Below are 19,866 nucleotides of genomic sequence, written 5' to 3' on the forward strand. Positions count from 1 at the left end.
GGCTAGTTATCCATCGACCACAGCATGGCTAGCGATGGCAAGGGTGGTGCGAGTGCCAATGTATTTGGGTCCGAAGGAGCAGTAACTGCAACAAATTTAGTCCCTGGACTGGCGACTCGTTGCGCTTCGCGGTTCATCAGATCAGTGAAATTCTAAGGCTGTTGGGAATCAATTGCAAGTACACCCTATAAACTGACAATACCGCGTTTAACGGCAACAATCACAGCTTGGGTGCGATCGCTTACATCCAACTTATTCAAAATCCGATTGACATGGGATTTAACAGTGCCTTCACCGATACTCAAAGCCGCCGCAATCTCGGCATTACTCATTCCCTGCGCCAGTGAGCGGAGTACTGCTAGTTCTCTTTCACTCAGTTCTGGATTGCTGAGGCGCTGTACCAACTTTGCTCCCACATCGGGCGGAATATACTTCTGGCCCCGATGAACGGTACGAATCGCATTCAGAAGCTCGTCCGGTTCAGTTTCTTTCAACAGGTATCCTTTTGCGCCTGCCTGCAATCCCCGATAAATATCTTCGTCACTATCATACGTGGTCAGTACAATAATCCGAGCAGATTTAGCAGTAGCACAAATTGCACCAATGGCGGCAACTCCTTCCACTTCAGGCATTCGCAGATCCATTAGCGTTACATCTGGTTGGTGTTCCCGAAAGGCGGCGATCGCTTGTTCCCCATTTTCGGCTTGTGCAATCACCTGCATCTCTGGGTCACGGTTAATAATCGTGGCTAATCCTTGCCGAAAAATGGCGTGATCGTCCGCAATCAGAACCCGAATGGTCGTAGCTTGGCTCATTGTAATGCTCACTCAAGGGTTGACGGTGACAATAATTTCTGTTCCTTGTCCAGGTTGACTCCTAATCGTTAGTTGTGCGCCGATGCGCTCTGCCCGTTCGCTCATGCCAAGTAAGCCAAAACCCTCAGAGGCTGAAATACTTCCAACTCCAAAGCCCTGTCCATTGTCTCTCACGCGCAAGCAAAACTGGTCGCGATCGTAGACTAGCTCCACTCGAATTTCGTCAGCATTGGCGTATCTAATCGCATTAGTTAATGCTTCCTGCCCAATCCGTAGTAAGTTATTCTCGACTTCAGTGGGTAGAGAATACACTGCACCCTCAATCTCATAATATAAGGTGGTGTCAGTTGCAGCAGCCCTGATTTGAGCGACGAGACGATGGAGAGCGCTCTGTAAACTGCCCTCCTCCAAAAGCTGAGGACGAAGCGCAATTACCGATCGCCGTGCTTCAGTCAGTCCAGTTCGTGCCAATTCTTTGATCAGATCCAGGTGTGCCTGAGCTGCTTCTACATCATCCGTTAGCACCTGTTTTGCAGCACCTACCTGAGCCAGAATCCCTGTAAACGCCTGAGCGAGTGTATCGTGAATTTCGCGTGCCATGCGGTTACGTTCTTCTAAAATTGAGGCTTCTTCTGCTTGCTTCTGCGCCGTAATATCTCGCACCAGCCAAATCACCCGATCGTGGCTGATTGGGGCAATGCGAGCCGAAAACCACATTTCTCGTCCATTTAGAAACGCACCATACTCGACCGTGAGGATTTGTTGGGTTCTCAGTACCTGCTGAATATAACCTAGAAACTCATCAGCTTCTTCCCTTCCGAGTTGATGCATAGTTTTACCAATCATCTCCTCAAAGGGTTGCCATAGCAGATTTCGTTCCAGTACCATTATTTCAAGGAATCGCCCTTCAGCAGAGAATACAAATAATGGATCGGGAATGGCTGAAAAGAGCGCCCGCAGTTCTGCTTCAGAGGCTTGCAATGCTGCTTCTGCTTGCTTGCGATCGTTGATATCCGTAACAACTCCCAACGCTCGGATGGGTTCACCGGATTCATTCCAGGTAACAATTTTGCCGACAGAACGAATCCATTTCCACTGACCATCCTGGGTACGAAGGCGATACTCTACTTGAAAGTTGGGGATTTCTCCAGTAATACAAGCACGGTAGGTTGCGACAACTGATTCTCTGTCATCAGGATGCAAACGAGCAATCCATTCAGGAATGGTTTCGTGGAATGTTGCTGGATCGTAGCCCAGCATTAAAGCGTATTCCGGGTTAACAATTCTTTCTTCAGTCTTTAAATCGAAATCGTAGAGTCCTTGATTTGAAGCGGTTAATGCTAAGCGTAGTCGTTCTTCACTCGTTTGTAGAGCGGCTTCTGTTTGCTTGAGATCGCTAATATCCGCAATCACCCCTTCAATGTAGTCATCGTCTGCATTCAGATAAGCAGAGAAAAGTCCCCAAAACACTGTCCCATCTCGTTTTCGCCCCTGTGCTTCATAGCTTCGCACTTCCCGATCCCGCTTCAGCACCTCAAGGAATTGTTGGCGATCGCTGGGATTTACATAGTAGTCTGTGGCGTGTTCAAGCCCAATCATCTCCTCTGATGAATCAAAGCCAAGCAGATTGGCATAGCGTTGATTGGCATCGAGAAGTAATCCATCCGAGAGGCGGGTGCGGAAGATGCCAACCTGTGAGTTTTCAAAAATATTGCGGAACTTAGCTTCACTGCGTTGTAATGCCTCTTCTGCTTGTCTACGCTGGGTGGTGTCATTGCCCACCGATAAGATTTCAACGACCTCTCCCTGTTCATTGAAGATGGCTTGATTCGACCAGGCAATCCAAACCCGTCTACCGTTTCGACAAAGGTTTTCATTCTCGGTTTGCAAGTAAGCTTGAGGCAAGGAAACTTCAAGATTGTGAAACAGATTGTGAACAAACTGCTTGAGATCGCGTCCAGATGTTTCGGTTTCTGGAACGATTGTTTCCAGTAGGGTACGCCCTAGAATCTGATCTTCCTCATAACCAAAAAAGCTCAGTCCATAGTCATTCATGTATCGAATTCGTCCTTGCCTATCCGTGCGAAGGATGATTGAATTCGCAGTTTGAATCAGGTTACGGTAATTGGCCTCACTTTGTCGTAAAGCAGCAGTTCGTTCTGCAATCTGTTGCTCTAAAGTGCAGTTGTAATCGGCTAGGAGTTTCTCGGCTTGTTTGCGCTCTGTAATATCTTGAAAGGTAGCGATCGCATAAGTGATATTGCCCTGTTGATCGAAAACTGGTGTTCCCCGTGCCTCAATTAGAATTGAGACATGATCTCGACGAATTTCTATATCTTCAGTCCTGATGCGTTCGCCCTTTAATGCCCGCACAATCGGCAATCTCTCCGCTGGATAGATTTGATCCGTTCCCGCTACATAAAGCTGATAAGCCTCTGAGATCTGCTCCGGTGCGATGGAAGTATCAGTTTCTTTGCCTATAAGTTGACTGCCGCATTGGTTGGTATAGTAAGGGCAACCTGTCGCATCCACGATCCCAATTCCCACCGGAATCGCTTCGAGGAACTGGGCGATCTTGCTTTCCTTAGCCCGCAGTTCTGAGTAAAGGTTGGCATTTTCGATAGCGATCGCTGCTTGAGTCGATAATAGCTGCAAGACCTGCGATCGCTCTGGTGTAAATACTCCAGCTGCTAACCGATTTTCTAAATATAATACACCGACCAGCTTGGCTTGATTCAGCAGCGGCAAACAGAAAATAGATTGAGGCTGGTTCTGTTGAATGTATGGCTCATTAATAAAAGCATCTTCACGAGTCGCATCATTTAAGGTGACAGGCTTCAGAGTCCGAATCACATATTGAATGATTGATTCTGGCAATCGATCGGCAATTGGAATAGACTGTAACACCTGAGTCGCACAAGCATTCTCATCGGTATTGAGTTCACAAACCGCTTCAATCGACCATTCTCCTGAGTTTTCTAAAATCAGATATCCGGTTTGTGCGCCAGCATTCTCAATTAAAATTTGCATCAGCGATCGCAGCAATTGCTTCAGTTCAATTTCACGAGAAATCGCCTGTGAAGCTTTCATCACTGCTGCTAAATCGAAAGTAGTATGGAAGGGATTAGTGATAGTTTCAGCAGTAATAGGAATTGATGCAGAAGCGGCTCTAGACGACTGAGAAAAGAACTGTGGATAGCGAGTTTCTAAGTCTTTAACTTTAGCGGTTGCGCCCCAGCGATCATAGCAATAGTGCGCCTCTTTCATGTAGGTTTGAGCAATTTTTTCTCGACCTCGCGCCCGATAATGTTTAGCCGCTAATTCATAAGCTAATGCTTCTTCCTGGATATACTCATTTTCAGCAGCACCTGCGATCGCCCGTTCATAAAACTCCTCAGCCTCAAGAAATTGCCCTAAGACTCGCGCTTTCTCTGCCTCGACTAGATAAAATTTATGTAGATAATTCATTGGGGCGTGTTCTGCCCATTTCTGCATCTTTTCTTGGTTGGTGTTAACACAGTTTAGCCAAGCTACTTTTTCAGAGTTTGAAGCATCGAGCAATAGGCTCAAAAGCGCCAGCGAATGATAGAAACAGAATACAGGTAAAACCTTTATTGCCGTCGCTTCTTCAAAATGTCGCCTTGCCAAAATAGCAGTCTGTACAGCTTGATGATATTCTTCAAATAGATAACACAGTATAACTTTGTGCAGATATAGCATTTGAATTGCAGTTCCATCTTTAACTGCAAGGGCGTGTGGTAATGCCTGCTCTTCATTACACACCCGACCAACTAAGCGACTGGGATTAAGAGACCTATCTAACAAATTAAGAATGGTCTGCCACACTATTGCAATCCAAGTCGAGGGGCTTTCCCGTCTGATTCGATCAACCGCTTTGCTGTATGTTGCAGTTTTCTGTTCCAGTTGGGTGAGTGACTCACCGACGAAAAACGAGTTGTAGCACACGTCATATGCAGCATAACCAGCGGTTTCAAAGTCTCCGGTTTCCACTCCTTCCTGATAAGCCTCAACCAGCAGTGGTATCGTCTCCTTAAGATGTACTTTCCATTGCATAACATGGTCACTAAATAACTGTAATGCTTTAGCCTTGCCTTTTTTGGTATTCAATCGTTCTGCCAAACTAAGAGCCAATTGACCAAATTTATAGCCGAGTTCAATGTCTTGAACAACTCCACATAGAACAAATCCGTAGCCAGCATAATACAGTGGTGACCAGATAGCATTCCCGTAGTTGATCGATAAATTTACCGTTTTGCAAGTAATCAGCATGAATAGTGCTGGTGATACTATGAATGCAGCAGCTCCTATATTCGCTAGGATTGACATTGCTGCTAGCGGTTCTGGTGCAGTCATCTCTGGTAAATTACTCAAGTCTTCAATTTCTCGTTGGGCGAGTAGTGCCGCCGTTGACTCCAATCCGCCTTGAACATCTAACTCACTTGGATTTTCTGGTAAAATCACTCCCAGGAGCTTCAACACTTCCAAGCCAATTTTGAGTGCTTCTTTCAGGTTGCCCTGTGACAAATATCTTTGAATGCTGCTATCGTAAACTTGCACTTTGTCAACCACTGTTTTGGCACGAGCGAGTACCACTTCTACCAACTGTTCCATCTCATCAAAGCAACCCTGGAGATACGCCGCTTCTGCTGCTTCTGAGTACAGCGTTAAGGTAAGGTCATACTCACTGAGCCAACTCTCCCAATTGAGGAGTTTAAGCCCTGTAGTGAAATACTTAAAAGCTGCTTCATAAGCCGTTGCTGCCTTTGCTTTCTGTCCTGCCATTAAATTCAGTCTGGCAATTTCAGTTCGTTCTGATCGAGCAGTGACTAGCTCAAGTCCTTGATTGAGATGATCGATGATTTCAAACAACCGATCGGATCGTTGCTCTGGTGAAGTTTTTTCGAGCAAATTGCCACCGATTTGGAGATGAACAACCTGTTTGTGCGATTCATCAATCAAAGCATAAGCCGCTTGCTGAACGCGATCGTGCAAAAACTTGTAGTCTTGAACTAACAAGTTTTCGTCTAATTCAGATAGAGGTTGAATTAATCCAGCATTTATTGCAGCTAGTAAATCTAGAGAAATTATTTTCGGCGATTTTTCACAAGCGATCGCTAACGTCTCTAAATCAAATTCAGCTCCAACACAAGCGGCTAAGCGGAGAATTTGCCGTGTTTCATTTGGCAATTTCTTCAACTGGATCAGCAGCAACTCCACTACATTATCGGTAATATTTTGGGCTTGAATTTGAGCAATATCCCACTGCCAGCTTAACTGTTTTGCATTAAAAATTAACAGATTTTCGCTATACAGCATTCGCAAAAATTCACCGACAAAGAAAGGGTTGCCTTCGGTTTTACGTAACACTAATTGGGCTAAAGAACGAACGGTGTCAATATTGCGACCTAGTGTCTCGGCAATCAGTTGACTCAAGGGTTCGAGCGTTAAGGGTGCTAAGGTAATCTCCTGAAGTAGTGCCCCTTGGTTTCGTAGTTCTAAGAGCGTTAATACTAGTGGATGCGTTGGATGCACTTCCGAGTCTCGGTAGGCTCCAATCAAAAATAGATATTGGGTTTGCTCGTCGAGTAATATTAACTCGATCAACTTCAGCGTTGCGGAGTCGAACCATTGTAAATCGTCTAAGAAGATGACCAGGGGATGTTCTTTTGAACAAAACACCCGCACAAAATTTTGAAAGATTCGATTAAAGCGATTTTGAGCTTCAGTTGCTCCAACTTCTGGTACGGGTAACTGCTTGCCAATAATTAATTCAACTTCGGGAATGACATCTATGATAATTTGCCCATTGCTTCCTAAAGCTGAGAGCAGGCGCTCTTGCCACTGTTGCACTTGCTCATCCGGTTCCCCCAGAAGTTGCTGCACCAACTTTTGCAGGGCATCCACAATGGCGCTGTAGGGAATATTGCGCCTGAATTGGTCAAATTTACCTGAGATGAAATAGCCGTGCTTTGCTGTGATGGGTTTATAAAGTTCTTGCACCAATGCTGTTTTGCCAACGCCAGCGTAACCAGCAACGAGCATGAGTTCGACATTGAATTGAGCATTTTCTCTGCCTGACTCTAGTTGACAAATTTCGCCAAATGTCTCTTTTCTAGCCACTCTGTCAAACGCCGCCAATAATGCTTTAGTCTGGGCTTCTCGTCCATACAGTTTCTGAGGAATGCAAAACTGTTCTGAAACATCTTGTAGTCCCAACGACATGGCGTTGATCTGACCCATTTCTGCCAGTTGCCCGGCGCAGCGTTCTAGATCCGCTTTGATGCCCCAGGCACTTTGATAGCGATCCTCCGCATTTTTCGCCATCAACTTCAAAATTATGCCTGAAATGGGTTTGGGAATCGTGGCGTTCAATTTATGCACAGGAATCGGCGGTTTGGCAATATGGCAATGAACTAGCTCCAGGATGTCTTGAGTAGGGAACGGTAGCTGTCCAGTTAACAGTTCGTAGAAGGTTACGCCCAGCGAGTAGAAATCGGTGCGATAGTCGAGCCAACGATTCATCCGCCCGGTTTGCTCTGGCGACAGATAGGCAAGCGTGCCTTCTAACACATGGGGACTTTTGAACGTCGGATTGGTGCGGTTAAATTGGGTCGCAATCCCAAAATCAATAATTTTGACAACGCCAGTATCAGGATTGAGGACGATGTTTCCAGGGTTAATATCTTTATGAATGACATTGGCTGCATGGATTCTGCCTAAAATGTCGCAAAGGGCGATCGCAATACCAAGAAAAGTGGATAAAGGCATCGGGCAGAAAATATCTGGACGCTTTTGCATCCATTTTTCTAGGGACTCTCCCCCAAAATCTTCTAAGAGAATCACCAGAGTGCGTTGATAGTCCTGCTGGCTGTATGCCTTGATAACTCCTTCCAGATTCAGGGAGCGAATAATTTTATATTCCTGTCTGTAGCGGGTTAGTTCTTGGGGAGAGGGATAATCAAGCTTTAGCATTTTTACGACGATCTCTACTCCATCCTCTCTAATGCCCCGGTACACTAGAGAATTGGAACTTTCGTATATTTTGTTTTGGATAGCAATACCAGGCAGAGTGATCATAGAGCAACTCTTGAAAGGATAATCTGGTACACCTCAAACTATACAGCAATCCAGCTATCACATTTTTCATCTTCTGAAATTTTATCAAGATAGGGAAGAAGGGGGGAATTAAACAATTTATCAAGGGTAACAATACCTTCGCCAATTTAAGAGGGTGAGTTGATGTACAAACTCCCATTTCTCCGAAGCTGGGCAAAAACAATCAGTCCTAAAAATTCCTTCCAGGTTTATCGCAAGGCTTTTTTAATTTTTGTAGACTCTTCTTTTGGCAAAAGTATTGTATAAATAAGTATTTTTTCATAAATATAAATTTGTCTTTATTAACCAACAGCAGAATATTAATTATTGCTTTCCACTCAACCGGCCTGTTTGATAAAAATCAAGCAGGTTAGGGAAAGCTTTTTCTAGCAACCAGTTCCGCCCAATTTCTGATTCGGGAATATTTGAAGCAGCCATGTAATAAGCACTTCTGTAAGCAGCTACACCTAAACAAGCTTGTAGGCTGGATATAGCCCGTGAAGAAACTGGAATAGCCATCAAATCTTGTATATGACTGGGATGATAATTTTGTCCTACCAGTAAAAAATGAACTAAAGTATGAACCAACCGGGATAAAACAACTGTTCGGTCTTGCCAACGTTCTAAACGGGTCTTCATACGGAAGTAATCAGGTAAATCAGCTGCTAGAGATTCATCAAGGAACAAATCGCTTTGGCTTTCGATAAAATTAGAATCCAGACCTATAAATTGTTTGAGAAAAACAAGCGTTTTGCCCCAACGTTCGTGTTCCTTAGTTTCAGGAGAGAACGCACCTTCTGAATAATGTGAAGCATACTTTTCTTGAAGCTGTACAACCGCCTCTTGGTTAATATCACCTTGCCAGTCAGATTCAACAAAAAACTCTTTTAAAATATCTTGCAAGTAGATGGATGAAAACTCACAAATATCTGGTGCTTCATCATCAAAATCGTCTTCATAAGTATCAATAAGGAATTTCTCTAATTTGATTTCTAGCTCTTGCTTTCTATTAACTGGCAGTAATGATTTAGCGTCTTCTAATGATAAAGGAAAATCTAAATAAGGATGACCTTTGGCTAAGTAAGAATCACTCAAATCTGCCAAACTTTCAAGCGTAATAGTCCGGGCAAAATACTCATCTTGTGGGTGTACACATATCCCGTCTAATTCCTTATCCACCAACATCATAGTAATTGCCAGTAGAGCAAACCATGAAGCATCGTGCAAACAAGTCGGTAAATCAGCAATTAAATCTACTAACTTCAGTTCTAGAATTTCTCCCCAAACGCCTATCCTAGCGGTATTAGAAACATCACAAAAATGCTCGACCTCTTCTCCAACAGATGTCTCTCCTAACCACGTAAGATTTTCTACTTGCAAAGGTGAGGAGTAGTCAGGTGTTAGCCGATTTTGGCTGTCCTCATCGAACTGTATCCACATCAAAGCCAAGAGTATCAGCTTACAAATACTTACTCGCTTCACGAGAAGATATTCAAGCATAAGTCATTACTTATAATTTTTAGATACATACCACGCTAATTGCGATCCCACCATAGCACAGGATTATTAGCCGTTCCTTAGTAAAAACCGCAATGGTATGAGAAACAGGGATAAAAAATAACTCACAAGTATGAATCAAAAAGTGTGCTTTAAATAAAACAATTCGTCAAAATGATAAATCCTAAAAGAACTAATGCTGACGCAGCAATAAGAGAAATATATCAATTCTCGCGTTATGAACTATATCAACAAAGTCATGCTAGTTGGCAGATGTGGACAAGAACCCGATCTAAAATTTTTCGAGTCGGGCGCAGTTAAGGCTTCAATCTCTATTGCAGTAAGACCACCCTACAGAAGTGAACAAGCTCTTTGGTTTGATTTAGTCGCTTGGGGAAATCAAGCAGAAGTGATTGGAAATTACGTTCGTAAAGGAACTCAAATTGCAATTACTGGTGAGTTTGGATTTGATCGTTGGGCTGATAAAAATTCTGGCACTATGCGGCAAAAACCTGTAATCACAATCAACACCATCGAATTATTAGGTTCACCCCGTAAGGAAGAATCTACATCTACTTCTGTACCGAACAAAACACAGGCTGTAGCTAACGCAAATTTCTAGAAAATTACAAATCGCCTATGCAGTATAAATCATAGGCGATCAACCATCTAATCAATCTACAAACCAAACTACCATGATTCATAATACTGCAACTATTAATCTTAAATCAGTGAACACAACCCACGACAAAGAAGGTTCCTTGATTGCTTTTGGGATTGCTGAATTCTACTACCGTTCCAAGGAAGGAGTCGTTACTGACGAGATACCATTCCGTTCCAAAGGCGCACCTGCTGTCGTCATCAACGGACAAGGGGAAGGCGTACATGGTACAGCAGAAGGATATCTTGATTTAGTGGTAGATAACAGGGGTGAGTACAAAGAAAAGATTGCCACATTCGTAATTAGAAACTTTATCTCAGCACAACCGATTAATGAACTCACCCAAGTTAGCAAAAATTCTCACTCGCCCGAAACTCCCGATTTTGCCAAGGAACTACTAGAAGATAACATTACTTCGACAAATGAAGACCTAGACGAAGAACCCCCATTTTAGAACCAACTAACTGAATAATGCTAGTCCAGACAGGTTTACTGGTTTGAACTAGCGTTATTTTTTTTCAAAAATCCAAAATAAAAATCCACTGTTTGGTAGAATCGCTGACATGGGTTCACAAAATCGCTTCATTAATATATGTCATCAACCAAAATAATTGCCACTTTCAATCAGTCAGGTGGTGCAGCTAAGACGACTATTACACACAATCTTGGATACCACCTTGCTAAAAAACACCGTGTACTGCTTGTGGATATGGACCCACAAGCATCACTAACAGCTTTTATGGGATTAGGGGAAGTCAAGTTGCAAACTGAGCAAACTATCTATGGTGCGATCGCTGAAGAAACTCCCCTGTATATATGGGAAAAACCTATTCACGGGATGCACCTTGTACCAACAAATATCCAATTGGCAGGTACGGAGCAAAAAATTTTTCATGACTTGACCATCGACAACCGCCAACGGCTCAAGTTTGTGCTATCAAATGTACTTGACCAGTATGATTATATTTTGATTGATTGCCCGCCTTCTCTAGGAATTCTAAGCATTATGAGCTTAGTCGCTGCTTCACACGTTATTATTCCTGTTGAAACGCAATATAAGTGCTATCTTGGCACCAACCAACTGCTAGAAACAATTGCCCGACTCAAAAAAGGAGGACACCAGAAATTACAAATTGCCTGTATAATTCCAACCAAATACGATAATCGTAATCTTCAAGACACAGGAATACTGGAAGAAATTAAACAACAGGTTGAAGGACGGATACACGTTACTGCCCCCATTCCTAAATCAACAGCTTTTCCTGACGCAACCCAAGCACATCTACCACTTGCACTCCACAAAAAAAACCATCCCGCAGTTAGTATACTCGAAGAAATTACAAAATACATCATTCAACTATGAGCCAAAGACGTGAACTAGAAAAACTAACCGGACTGGATAATTTATTCGGAGATGACGAAGAAAAATCTTTATCTGATTCCACTTTACCCTTATCTCAAATTATCCTTCCGCCAAGTCAGCCCCGTCGCTATTTTGACCCCATAAAACTTAAATCACTCGCTGACAGTATCAAGGAAGTAGGGTTACTAGAACCCATTGTCGTTAGAAAGATTCAGGAAGACAAGTACGAGCTAGTCGCTGGTGAACGCCGTCTCAAAGCTTGTGAAATTGCAGGACTTGAGGAAATCCTTGTAGTTATTATTGAATGCGACGAAAAAAAAGCTCGTAAACTCCGCTTAGTTGAAAACCTCCAAAGGGAAGACCTCAATGCTTATGAAGAAACTATCGGAATTCTCGAATTACTAGCCGAAGAAGTCGATGTTGACCAAGAGACAGTGGTCAAACTGCTCTATGACATGAATAACGAAAGCAAAGGTAATTCTAACCATAACGTTATGGTTAGTGATGAAGGACGAATCATACAAGATGTATTCTTGAGGTTAGGAAAAATTACTTGGCAGTCATTTGTAGCCAATCGTCTTCCTTTACTCAAACTCCATTTAGATATCCAAACTGCACTGCAAAAAGGCGAAATTGAATATACAAAAGCTAAGGAAATCAACCGGATAAAAAATGATGATGAAAGGCAGAAAGTTTTAAATAAAGCGATCGCAGAAAGTTTATCACTATCTGAAATTAGGATTCTAGTAGGAAATATTCTGACCTCACAGTCAGAAAGTAAGCCATCGTCTCACAACCAAGAGCAAAAAGAAAAAGCTGACAAAATATACAAAGCACTTAGAAAAAGTAAAATTTGGAATGATGAGAAAAAGCTAAAAAAAATTAATAAGCTTTTTGCTCAAATTGAAGCACTTCTAGAAGAAAACAAAGATGATCCTTCTTTACAGCAAGGTAGTCTAGTCTCGGAGAACTCTTTGTAAAAGGTACTGGATGGCTAGAAGTCAACTTATACATTAAGTCATTATTAGAAAGTATATTAACTTAGGATTTCTACATAGCCATCCGTTCCATTAACCCGAATTCTCTGTCCGTCATCGATCAGTTTGGTAGCACGTTCTACTCCGACAACTGCTGGTAAGCCATATTCACGTGCGATAACTGCTCCATGTGTCATCAGTCCACCAACTTCGGTGACTAGACCTTTTATGGATACAAACAATGGTGTCCAGCTAGGGTCAGTAAAGGAGGTGACTAATATATCGCCATCTTCTAGATCGGCATCTTCCATGTTTAAGATGACACGCGCTCGTCCCTCTATAACTCCGGAGGAAACAGGTAGACCTACAATAGCTTCGGTAGGGAGATTTTCTCGTTTGTACCGACCTGCAATAATTTCACCGTCAGATGTGATAACACGTGGCGGAGTTAGCTTTTGATAGAATCTGTACTCGTCTTTTCGTTTGCTGATAATCTGGTAATCAAGTTTATTTGTGCCTACGACTGAGCGAAGTTCTTCAAAAGTGAGATAGTATATATCTTCTTTTTCATTAATAATGTTGGCTTGTACGAGTTGTTCGGCTTCTTTGAGTAAAGCTTTCTTATAAACGAAGTAGCGGTTAACTATGCCGTATTTTGGATATTCGCGATAACCAGCGAAATTCCGAATTAGGTTGATCATTCGTTTTGTCTGTTCGACCTTTTGTTCATCATCTGGTAATTGCTGCAATCGCTCTAATAACTCTTGTTCTTTTTTCAAAGCTGAGTGTCGCCCTTGCTCAAATTTGCGATCGCCAGCACCAGGCTCAAAGTTTTTGATGTGACTGAGAATCATGGGGACAAGTATAGTTGGTTTTTCGCTCCAACGAGTTCTCGTAATATCGATTTCTCCGGCACATCGCATTCCGTATTTGTTGAGATAAGCATAGATAGCGTCTTGGGTTTCCTTTCCTCCATTAAACTTAACCAATTCATCCAAAAAGCTATCATCTTTTACCTGTTGTAAATAATCAATTACATCCGGGTAAGGACGAATCACATCCGCGACATCCAATAGTTCCAGACCCATTTCGGAAGTAATATTGTTGAGTACAGATTGAGAAAGCGTGTCTGCTACGTTTTTTTCACCTAACCACTCCTGCATTTTTTCATTGATCCAGGATGATGCATTCATAGCAGTCATAATCACACCGAAATTTTGTGGATCGGATAAACTCTTCTTTAATTGCTGGATATCTTCCAGGATAAAATCAATCAGATCCGATCCTGATTTCGTCTGGATGTTATGTTTTAACTCTTCTATCGATCTTTGACTACTTTTAATCAAATCAGAAACGATCGCCGGATCGTATTCGGTCAGCGTTTGAAAATCCAAAGACGATGCGCCCTGATTGCTGTTACCGGAACTCTGTTCTTGCTTGTCATCTGGTAACAATTTTATGAAATCTCCCCGCTCTAGTATGGTCATAAGTGCGTCCCTTATCAGCGGATCGGATTTTCCTAAAACATCTACCAGAATTGTTCTCCTCACAGGTGAAGCCAAATCATGGGTGACATCAACAAACAACCTTCCACCAGCTTGATACATGGGGTGAGCAGCTGTTAACTGCCATAAAGACAATCCCAATGGTTTGATGGGGTCAGTCATCATTTGTTGATGACCGACAGATACATAAACGTGATTTTGGCGATCGCTTGCTTCAGGAATGGGATATAAAGTCGTGATGGGGCGACTCTGGACAATATAAAATGTGTCATCCACTAAACACCATTCGATGCCCTGGGGGCAGCCGAAATGTTCTTCAATTTTTCTACCGATGCGCTCAAGCTGCAAAATCTGCTCGTCTGTCAGCGCTTGTCTGTTCTGTCTCTGTTGCTCAATCTCCTGTTCTTTCGTACCGCCATCTTTTAAGGCATAAATGGCCAGTTTCTTGGTGGATATTTTCTTATCGATCACCTTGCCGTCAGATACTTTATAGATATCAGCATTCACCAGACCTCTGACCAAGGCTTCACCAAGTCCGAAGCTGGCATCAATAGATAACACCTTCCGATTAGAAGTGACGGGATCGGCAGTAAACAAAATTCCTGCCACCTGCGGGAAGACCATCTTCTGAACAACCACAGACAGATGGACTTGACGGTGGTCGAAGCCGTTTTGGAGGCGGTAAATTACTGCTCTCTCGGTAAATAGCGATGCCCAGCACTTGCTGATATGCTGATAGATTGCGTCCTTGCCAATAATGTTCAAATACGTATCCTGCTGGCCGGCAAAAGAGGCTGTTGGTAAATCCTCAGCAGTTGCGCTGGATCTTACTGCATAGGCATTTTTTTCTCCAAGCTTGGAGAGAAGGCGGGCGATCTCTTCATTAATATCTTGAGGGATGGTTATCCTTTCAATGAAAGAGCGAATCTCACTGCTAAGTTCACCAATTTTATGTCGGTCTTCCACCTTGAGAAGCGATAACTGGTCGAGTAATTCGTTAATCGAAGACGTTTCCCCAATGATTCTTTTAAAGGCTTCAGTAGAAATACAAAAGCCATCTGGTACGAGTATTCCTTCAATCTTGGTAAGTTCCCCCAGGTTCGAGCCTTTACCACCAACGACCTTGAGTTTTGTTTTGTCAATATCTTGAAAACAAAGGACAAATGAACTCATCAGTTTTCCTCCTTTGGCAATTGATACTACGGTTGCAATCAGCCGCGGCAAACAGCCTTTGCATTACAATCAGGCGCTTCAAAAGTCCGCTACATTGCAATTGTTAGGCGGCTCCACTCACACCGCCTTTGTGTACTTCATAGCGCAACTCAGCCATGCCAGCACCCATCTGATGAACAGACACTAGGCGCAGAACTGGGCTTAGTACTCTGCGAGGGAATAGCGGCTTACCCTTGCCGAGGGTGGCCGAGCCAACCTGGATGATCAGCTCATCCAGTAAACCAGCATCGTAAAACTGACCAGCCAAATCTCCGCCTCCAACTATCCAGATGTTTTTAGTGCCGGCAGCAGCTCGCATTTGGGTGTGGACGTGCTGCACATCTCCATTGACGAATCGGATGTTCGCACCTTCGATTATTGTCAGCTTGCGACTAGAAAATATCCAGGCTGGCTGAGTGTATGGCCACGCAAAGCCAGTCTCAGTAGCTACCTTTTGGGCGTTGCGTACCATCCACTCGTAAGTTGCCGATCCCATTGCCAACGCACCCACATCTGAAATGAACTCTGGATAGCTGGAGTCATTCAGGTCGCCAAGCGGAAACAGCCAATCTAGTGAGTCATTCTCAGTCGCAATGAAGCCATCAAGACTTGTCGCTGTAAAGTACTGAGTTTTCATTTTTGTATGCAACTCCTAAATATGACTTCAAGTGCATAACGGTGTCCATCACCTGCCGCAGATCGCCTTTGTATCATAACCGATCGCTCTCGGCGGTCGGTGTGCATGGGCGTTGTTATACGGCGTTCACGTTGGCGTAGCCTCTCCTAGAGAAGTGTGCCGTACCCCTGCGGGGAAGCAAGCTACGCGGAGCGTCTTTGACAGGAGAAGGTATCGCTCACTAGCTGCCGCTACCGCGATAGTGACACAACAGGGCTATTTGAAAATTTTTGAAAACAGGATAGTAGCGGAGGCGTTAGCATTCATTTCCAATTTAAGATTGTTATTTTTTACACGGACTTACGTCCAAATAAAGAAGAGAAAGCACTATAGCTAACGCTCAAATCCTTAAAAAGTAACTCTCACATAGGAGATAAAAATTATGGCTACTAGAACCAAAAAAGTTAGTTTAATTGATGACAACGCAATGGGTATTTACAAAATTGCTGACTACAACGAGCGTAAGTTTAAAGCAGTCTACTACGGGCTACAAGAAACCTGGGGTAAAACTATTCAAGCGCAGTCACAGACTAACTGGAATAAAACACAATGGGATACTTTTAAAGCCAGATTTATTGCTACATTCGGCTCAGTCGAAAACCCCAAATATAGTGTACAACAAATGGTTGACTATTCCATTAAGCACTTCAACAAAGGCTTAGAAGAATTACTCGAAGTCAACAAACGTACTTGGCTACAACGCGAACGTTTATTAGCAAAATAATCACAAATCATCTGATTTTACAGAAAATCTCGCTCATACAGAGTGGGATTTATTTTTTTGACTAATGCTGACGCAGCTAAAAGCGAAACACTCATCAAGGAAAAAACTATGGCTGCTAATAAATCTACTAAAGCTCAAGCTGCTACAGTCGATGATTCAACAATGGAGCAATTCAAGATTGAATCATTCGACGTGCGTAAATACAACACAATTTTCTATTCAATTCGTGACCTTTACGGACGCGAATCACAACGGCAACTGGGGTCTGACAATTTCAATTGGAAAGCTTTTAAGCTTCAGTTTGAAATTTGTTTTGGTCGTCCTGAAGATTGTCGTTACACCACAGAACAATTAGTGAATTTCGCCAAATACAAATTCAACATGAGTTTGGAAGACTTGTTAGCTTATAACCGTAAATCATGGGAACTCCGCAAAAGACGAGAACAACAATATGCAGACATGGAGCAAATTAACTCTGTAATTCAACACATTCCAGAAATTACCAATTCTCATGTTGATTGCTACCAAATGCTAGAGCAACAACCATACTAAAATCTTAAAGAATCAGTTAGAAAGTACTACTTTATGCAGCACTCATTCTAGCTGATTCTTCTTTTACTACATTGATTTTTGTCTAAACCTGTCAAACATTCTCGTTTACAGCAATAAAGGTACTAGGCCGCTCACAAGGCGTAAAGTTATACTTACGTTTGACTTCTTCACCTGCATTATTTGTATTATCTTCAACAGATTTAGTTAGCGGTACAACCTCAGAGCGTATATAACCAGTTAACTTATCAAACTGAATAATCATGTGCTGGTGGAAAGCCCAAACATCCGCCATCCGATTGCCCATACCAGAAGATATTTCATCAGGTATAAAAATATTAGCGTGCCAGGATACTTTCATCCCCTCTTTCTGGAAGTAAGCATCTATTTCAGGACGAATGTAATCCGCAGTTCCTCCGCAAAATACCAGTTCTTCAATATCCTCATCCATCTTTGATCGCAACCACCTAGCGATCGCACGCCAATATTCGTCTCTAGCAAGTAATAAAGCTTTGGACATTGACTCTCCATCAAGTTGAATCTCATCACCTTTGCGCTTGCGTGAGAGTTTTTGCATCACCTGGGGGTCACAACTGGCTCCAGCTTCTATCAGTACCTCAATAATATTGGAATTATCAGGGCTCAGTCCCGATGTTTTGGAAATCAAATTATTTACTAACCAAGACATACCAAAATTGCTGGTTATTCCTGCGCCAATCGAACCACTCCGAAAGGTGAAAATACTCGCGTTGCGATAACCAAGCATTACGTACATCGAAACAGGTACACGATCGCCAAGCGTTCGCCTACGGTGGAAAAATATTCCACTACCCTCAGAAGCTGCATCATAACGAAGCATTTTCACCCGCATCTTACCTGCTGGTGTATCAAACCCCCGAAACGTATCCTTCAACCGAATTTGTAACTGTTCCTTGTCTTGCACTTCACCCGGCGGCAGCAGGACACTCAAGTAAGCTGCAACATCATTACCCAGGTTCAACTTCTCCTTAGCAAGCCAAAATGCTCCGCAAATTTTGGGAACTGCTAGTTCGTATTTTAACTCCCTCAGTTGCGATATACCCCCAAACCGACGACGAGCAAGTTCTCCCAAGGCGAAATACTCATCGCCTATCCCTACCCAAGCACGAGATTCAGGACTACCTTCTTGTTGGACACTTTCAACTGAGGCTTTAGCAACATCCGCTACTTCTGAATCTAAAAGTAAAACAACAGGCTTCCCCTCTGGATACTCCTGAACGATAGCCTTAGTTTTACTTGCACCCATGTCAATCGTAATTACTATCTTTTTTACGTCTGTTTTCTCCTTAATTTTAGGCATATATATATATTGATGTTTTATTAACTTTTTCTATTGTTACTAATTTACCTGAAATAAGAATGATGCTGTAATGCAAAACATTTTCTTTACAGGAGTTAACAGGTTTTTTACATACAAAGTAAGTAGAGAAAAAACCATTACGATCATTTTCTTCTATAACACTAATACCAAACCAAAACTGTAGATTCTAAGTGAATTAATGTATTAAAAATTTCTTCAATACACGCTGGTTAAATTACCCCCTACATCATGACCAAATTACCCCAATCACACCCTAATTTTGTATCAACTAAAAGCTGAATTAGAAAATAACATTAGTCTTTGGCTTATCAAATAAACCATGTAATTGTAATTATTACACCCAGTATTACCTCAATCATCCCCACACCTACCTCACTAAAAACGCCACAATTGAGCAGTCTAATAAAATAACAAGGTATGCCGAATAGGGTTTATTACAAATTTGCTTTGCTGCAAAATTGGTGATTGCAACTTTTACAAATGAAACATCATGAAAGCAATTGCACCTGCGGAGTTAGAATGCGATCGCCTCTCCAATTCGGTCAAATACTGTTAATACACTCGATCACAAGCTTTGACCAAGTATATGGCTGAAATTGTTTAATCGAAACTTTGAGTAATGCAAATGCTTGGGTAAAAACTTCTTCTCAATGTGCCTTGTGAAGAGGTACAAAGCACTTCGTAGCAACAGTGCCTGCGGCGGGCGTAGCGATCGCACTCTAAAAAATACTGCCCACAACAACAAACAGGACAAGGGAGGGAATTACGTGAATATCACAAGCGAAGGCAAAGACTACGCCTTTCTCTAACACCTAACAGCCATTCCTGATAATCCCTTCACTCCAGACGAAATCCTGCATCAACTTCTATTTCTGCCTTAGCAATTGGGTCATCCTCATCATCATTAAAGAATGCATCATCTTCAGAATCTTGTTCCAAAATATTTGATCCGGCTGGTTCTGTGATAACAGATAACGAGTCAGGACTTAGCTCAGTGGAATCAAAAAAAGAAACCGAAGGAGGAACCAAATTAGCTGAAACAGGAGTTACTCCCACACCATTAGTTCCAATTGTTGGTTGTAAGCCAATCACACCCTGCGAGAAAATTCCACTATGAGGATTAACAAGAACTACCTGGGGTAGTCCCTCCATCCCAAATGTCCGTTTCATCTTAATTATCTGGGCTTCAAGTTGCGCGATCGCATCATTGAGGGCCAATTGCAATTCCATACCAGACACTCCGGCAGCCGATAGCGCAAACGGCAGGTAATAAGCCCGCAGCGCCTCACATACTAACTCGGTTTGCCCTCGCTTCTTCGACTGGAGATAGCTAACCCTCTTTTGTCACTCTCGCCAAAGTATAATTAAGTGCGATCGCAAAAACTAACACAGAGAGTATGGTTGAGCCTCG

At 42.7% G+C, this 19,866-nt stretch carries 14 protein-coding genes; 7 read left to right on the top strand and 7 right to left on the bottom strand.

What is annotated here, in order from left to right; translation table 11 throughout:
- Positions 1–185: 185 nt before the first annotated feature.
- The 3 genes from GNE10_RS06655 to GNE10_RS06665 form a co-directional block, all read right to left on the bottom strand.
- Positions 186–815, bottom strand: coding sequence for a response regulator transcription factor (locus tag GNE10_RS06655; RefSeq protein WP_011316786.1), 630 nt, complete (start codon positions 813–815; stop codon positions 186–188).
- Positions 816–827: 12 nt separating this feature from the next.
- Positions 828–7,913 (bottom strand): PAS domain S-box protein, encoded by a 7,086-nt coding sequence (locus GNE10_RS06660; protein WP_185564186.1) that lies wholly within the window; start codon positions 7,911–7,913, stop codon positions 828–830.
- A gap of 342 nt (positions 7,914–8,255) precedes the next feature.
- The gene (locus GNE10_RS06665; protein ID WP_011316784.1) at positions 8,256–9,431 is read right to left on the bottom strand and encodes a hypothetical protein; all 1,176 of its coding nucleotides are present in this window, start codon (positions 9,429–9,431) and stop codon (positions 8,256–8,258) included.
- A 235-nt stretch (positions 9,432–9,666) separates the two neighbouring features.
- On the opposite strand from GNE10_RS06665, the gene ssb reads away from it, so the two are divergent.
- From ssb to GNE10_RS06685, 4 genes are all read left to right on the top strand, one after another.
- A complete protein-coding gene (gene ssb / locus GNE10_RS06670) occupies positions 9,667–10,050 on the top strand; it encodes a single-stranded DNA-binding protein (RefSeq protein ID WP_185564187.1) in 384 nt (127 codons plus the stop codon).
- A 73-nt stretch (positions 10,051–10,123) separates the two neighbouring features.
- Positions 10,124–10,543: a hypothetical protein gene (locus tag GNE10_RS06675; protein WP_185564188.1), complete on the top strand. Its 420-nt coding sequence runs from the start codon at positions 10,124–10,126 to the stop codon at positions 10,541–10,543.
- A gap of 138 nt (positions 10,544–10,681) precedes the next feature.
- Positions 10,682–11,452, top strand: coding sequence for a ParA family protein (locus GNE10_RS06680; protein ID WP_185564189.1), 771 nt, complete (start codon positions 10,682–10,684; stop codon positions 11,450–11,452).
- Positions 11,449–12,432 (top strand): ParB/RepB/Spo0J family partition protein, encoded by a 984-nt coding sequence (locus GNE10_RS06685; protein ID WP_185564190.1) that lies wholly within the window; start codon positions 11,449–11,451, stop codon positions 12,430–12,432. Before GNE10_RS06680 ends, GNE10_RS06685 begins: the two co-directional genes overlap by 4 nt.
- Before the next feature lie 56 nt (positions 12,433–12,488).
- Here GNE10_RS06685 and ppsA read toward each other — a convergent pair whose 3' ends face one another.
- Positions 12,489–15,158, bottom strand: coding sequence for a phosphoenolpyruvate synthase (ppsA, locus tag GNE10_RS06690; protein WP_260446816.1), 2,670 nt, complete (start codon positions 15,156–15,158; stop codon positions 12,489–12,491).
- Positions 15,159–15,210: 52 nt separating this feature from the next.
- The gene (locus GNE10_RS06695; protein ID WP_096585369.1) at positions 15,211–15,783 is read right to left on the bottom strand and encodes a dihydrofolate reductase family protein; all 573 of its coding nucleotides are present in this window, start codon (positions 15,781–15,783) and stop codon (positions 15,211–15,213) included.
- A gap of 421 nt (positions 15,784–16,204) precedes the next feature.
- Between GNE10_RS06695 and GNE10_RS06700 the strand changes: the two genes are divergently transcribed.
- Both GNE10_RS06700 and GNE10_RS06705 read left to right on the top strand, forming a co-directional pair.
- Positions 16,205–16,546 (top strand): hypothetical protein, encoded by a 342-nt coding sequence (locus GNE10_RS06700; protein ID WP_185564191.1) that lies wholly within the window; start codon positions 16,205–16,207, stop codon positions 16,544–16,546.
- 57 nt (positions 16,547–16,603) lie between these two features.
- A complete protein-coding gene (locus GNE10_RS06705; protein ID WP_260446817.1) occupies positions 16,604–17,098 on the top strand; it encodes a hypothetical protein in 495 nt (164 codons plus the stop codon).
- A 91-nt stretch (positions 17,099–17,189) separates the two neighbouring features.
- Here GNE10_RS06705 and GNE10_RS06710 read toward each other — a convergent pair whose 3' ends face one another.
- Positions 17,190–18,434 (bottom strand): ParM/StbA family protein, encoded by a 1,245-nt coding sequence (locus tag GNE10_RS06710; protein WP_185564192.1) that lies wholly within the window; start codon positions 18,432–18,434, stop codon positions 17,190–17,192.
- 680 nt (positions 18,435–19,114) lie between these two features.
- On the opposite strand from GNE10_RS06710, the gene GNE10_RS06715 reads away from it, so the two are divergent.
- A complete protein-coding gene (locus GNE10_RS06715; protein WP_185564193.1) occupies positions 19,115–19,264 on the top strand; it encodes a hypothetical protein in 150 nt (49 codons plus the stop codon).
- Between the two features lie 28 nt (positions 19,265–19,292).
- Here the strand turns inward: GNE10_RS06715 and GNE10_RS06720 are convergent, their stop codons facing one another.
- Positions 19,293–19,685, bottom strand: coding sequence for a hypothetical protein (locus tag GNE10_RS06720; RefSeq protein WP_260446818.1), 393 nt, complete (start codon positions 19,683–19,685; stop codon positions 19,293–19,295).
- Between the last annotated feature and the right edge of the window lie 181 nt (positions 19,686–19,866).

It is taken from the genome of Nostoc sp. 2RC (assembly GCF_014222165.1).
Taxonomy (GTDB): Bacteria; Cyanobacteriota; Cyanobacteriia; order Cyanobacteriales; family Nostocaceae; genus Nostoc; species Nostoc linckia.

Excerpts from the sequence above, each read along its gene's own strand:
- GNE10_RS06655 (WP_011316786.1), bottom strand. The coding sequence starts at position 815 with ATGAGCCAAGCTACGACCATTCGGGTTCTGATTGCGGACGATCACGCC.
- GNE10_RS06660 (WP_185564186.1), bottom strand. The coding sequence starts at position 7,913 with ATGATCACTCTGCCTGGTATTGCTATCCAAAACAAAATATACGAAAGT.
- GNE10_RS06665 (WP_011316784.1), bottom strand. The coding sequence starts at position 9,431 with ATGCTTGAATATCTTCTCGTGAAGCGAGTAAGTATTTGTAAGCTGATA.
- ssb (WP_185564187.1), top strand. The coding sequence starts at position 9,667 with ATGAACTATATCAACAAAGTCATGCTAGTTGGCAGATGTGGACAAGAA.
- GNE10_RS06675 (WP_185564188.1), top strand. The coding sequence starts at position 10,124 with ATGATTCATAATACTGCAACTATTAATCTTAAATCAGTGAACACAACC.
- GNE10_RS06680 (WP_185564189.1), top strand. The coding sequence starts at position 10,682 with ATGTCATCAACCAAAATAATTGCCACTTTCAATCAGTCAGGTGGTGCA.
- GNE10_RS06685 (WP_185564190.1), top strand. The coding sequence starts at position 11,449 with ATGAGCCAAAGACGTGAACTAGAAAAACTAACCGGACTGGATAATTTA.
- GNE10_RS06695 (WP_096585369.1), bottom strand. The coding sequence starts at position 15,783 with ATGAAAACTCAGTACTTTACAGCGACAAGTCTTGATGGCTTCATTGCG.
- GNE10_RS06700 (WP_185564191.1), top strand. The coding sequence starts at position 16,205 with ATGGCTACTAGAACCAAAAAAGTTAGTTTAATTGATGACAACGCAATG.
- GNE10_RS06710 (WP_185564192.1), bottom strand. The coding sequence starts at position 18,434 with ATGCCTAAAATTAAGGAGAAAACAGACGTAAAAAAGATAGTAATTACG.
- GNE10_RS06720 (WP_260446818.1), bottom strand. The coding sequence starts at position 19,685 with ATGGAATTGCAATTGGCCCTCAATGATGCGATCGCGCAACTTGAAGCC.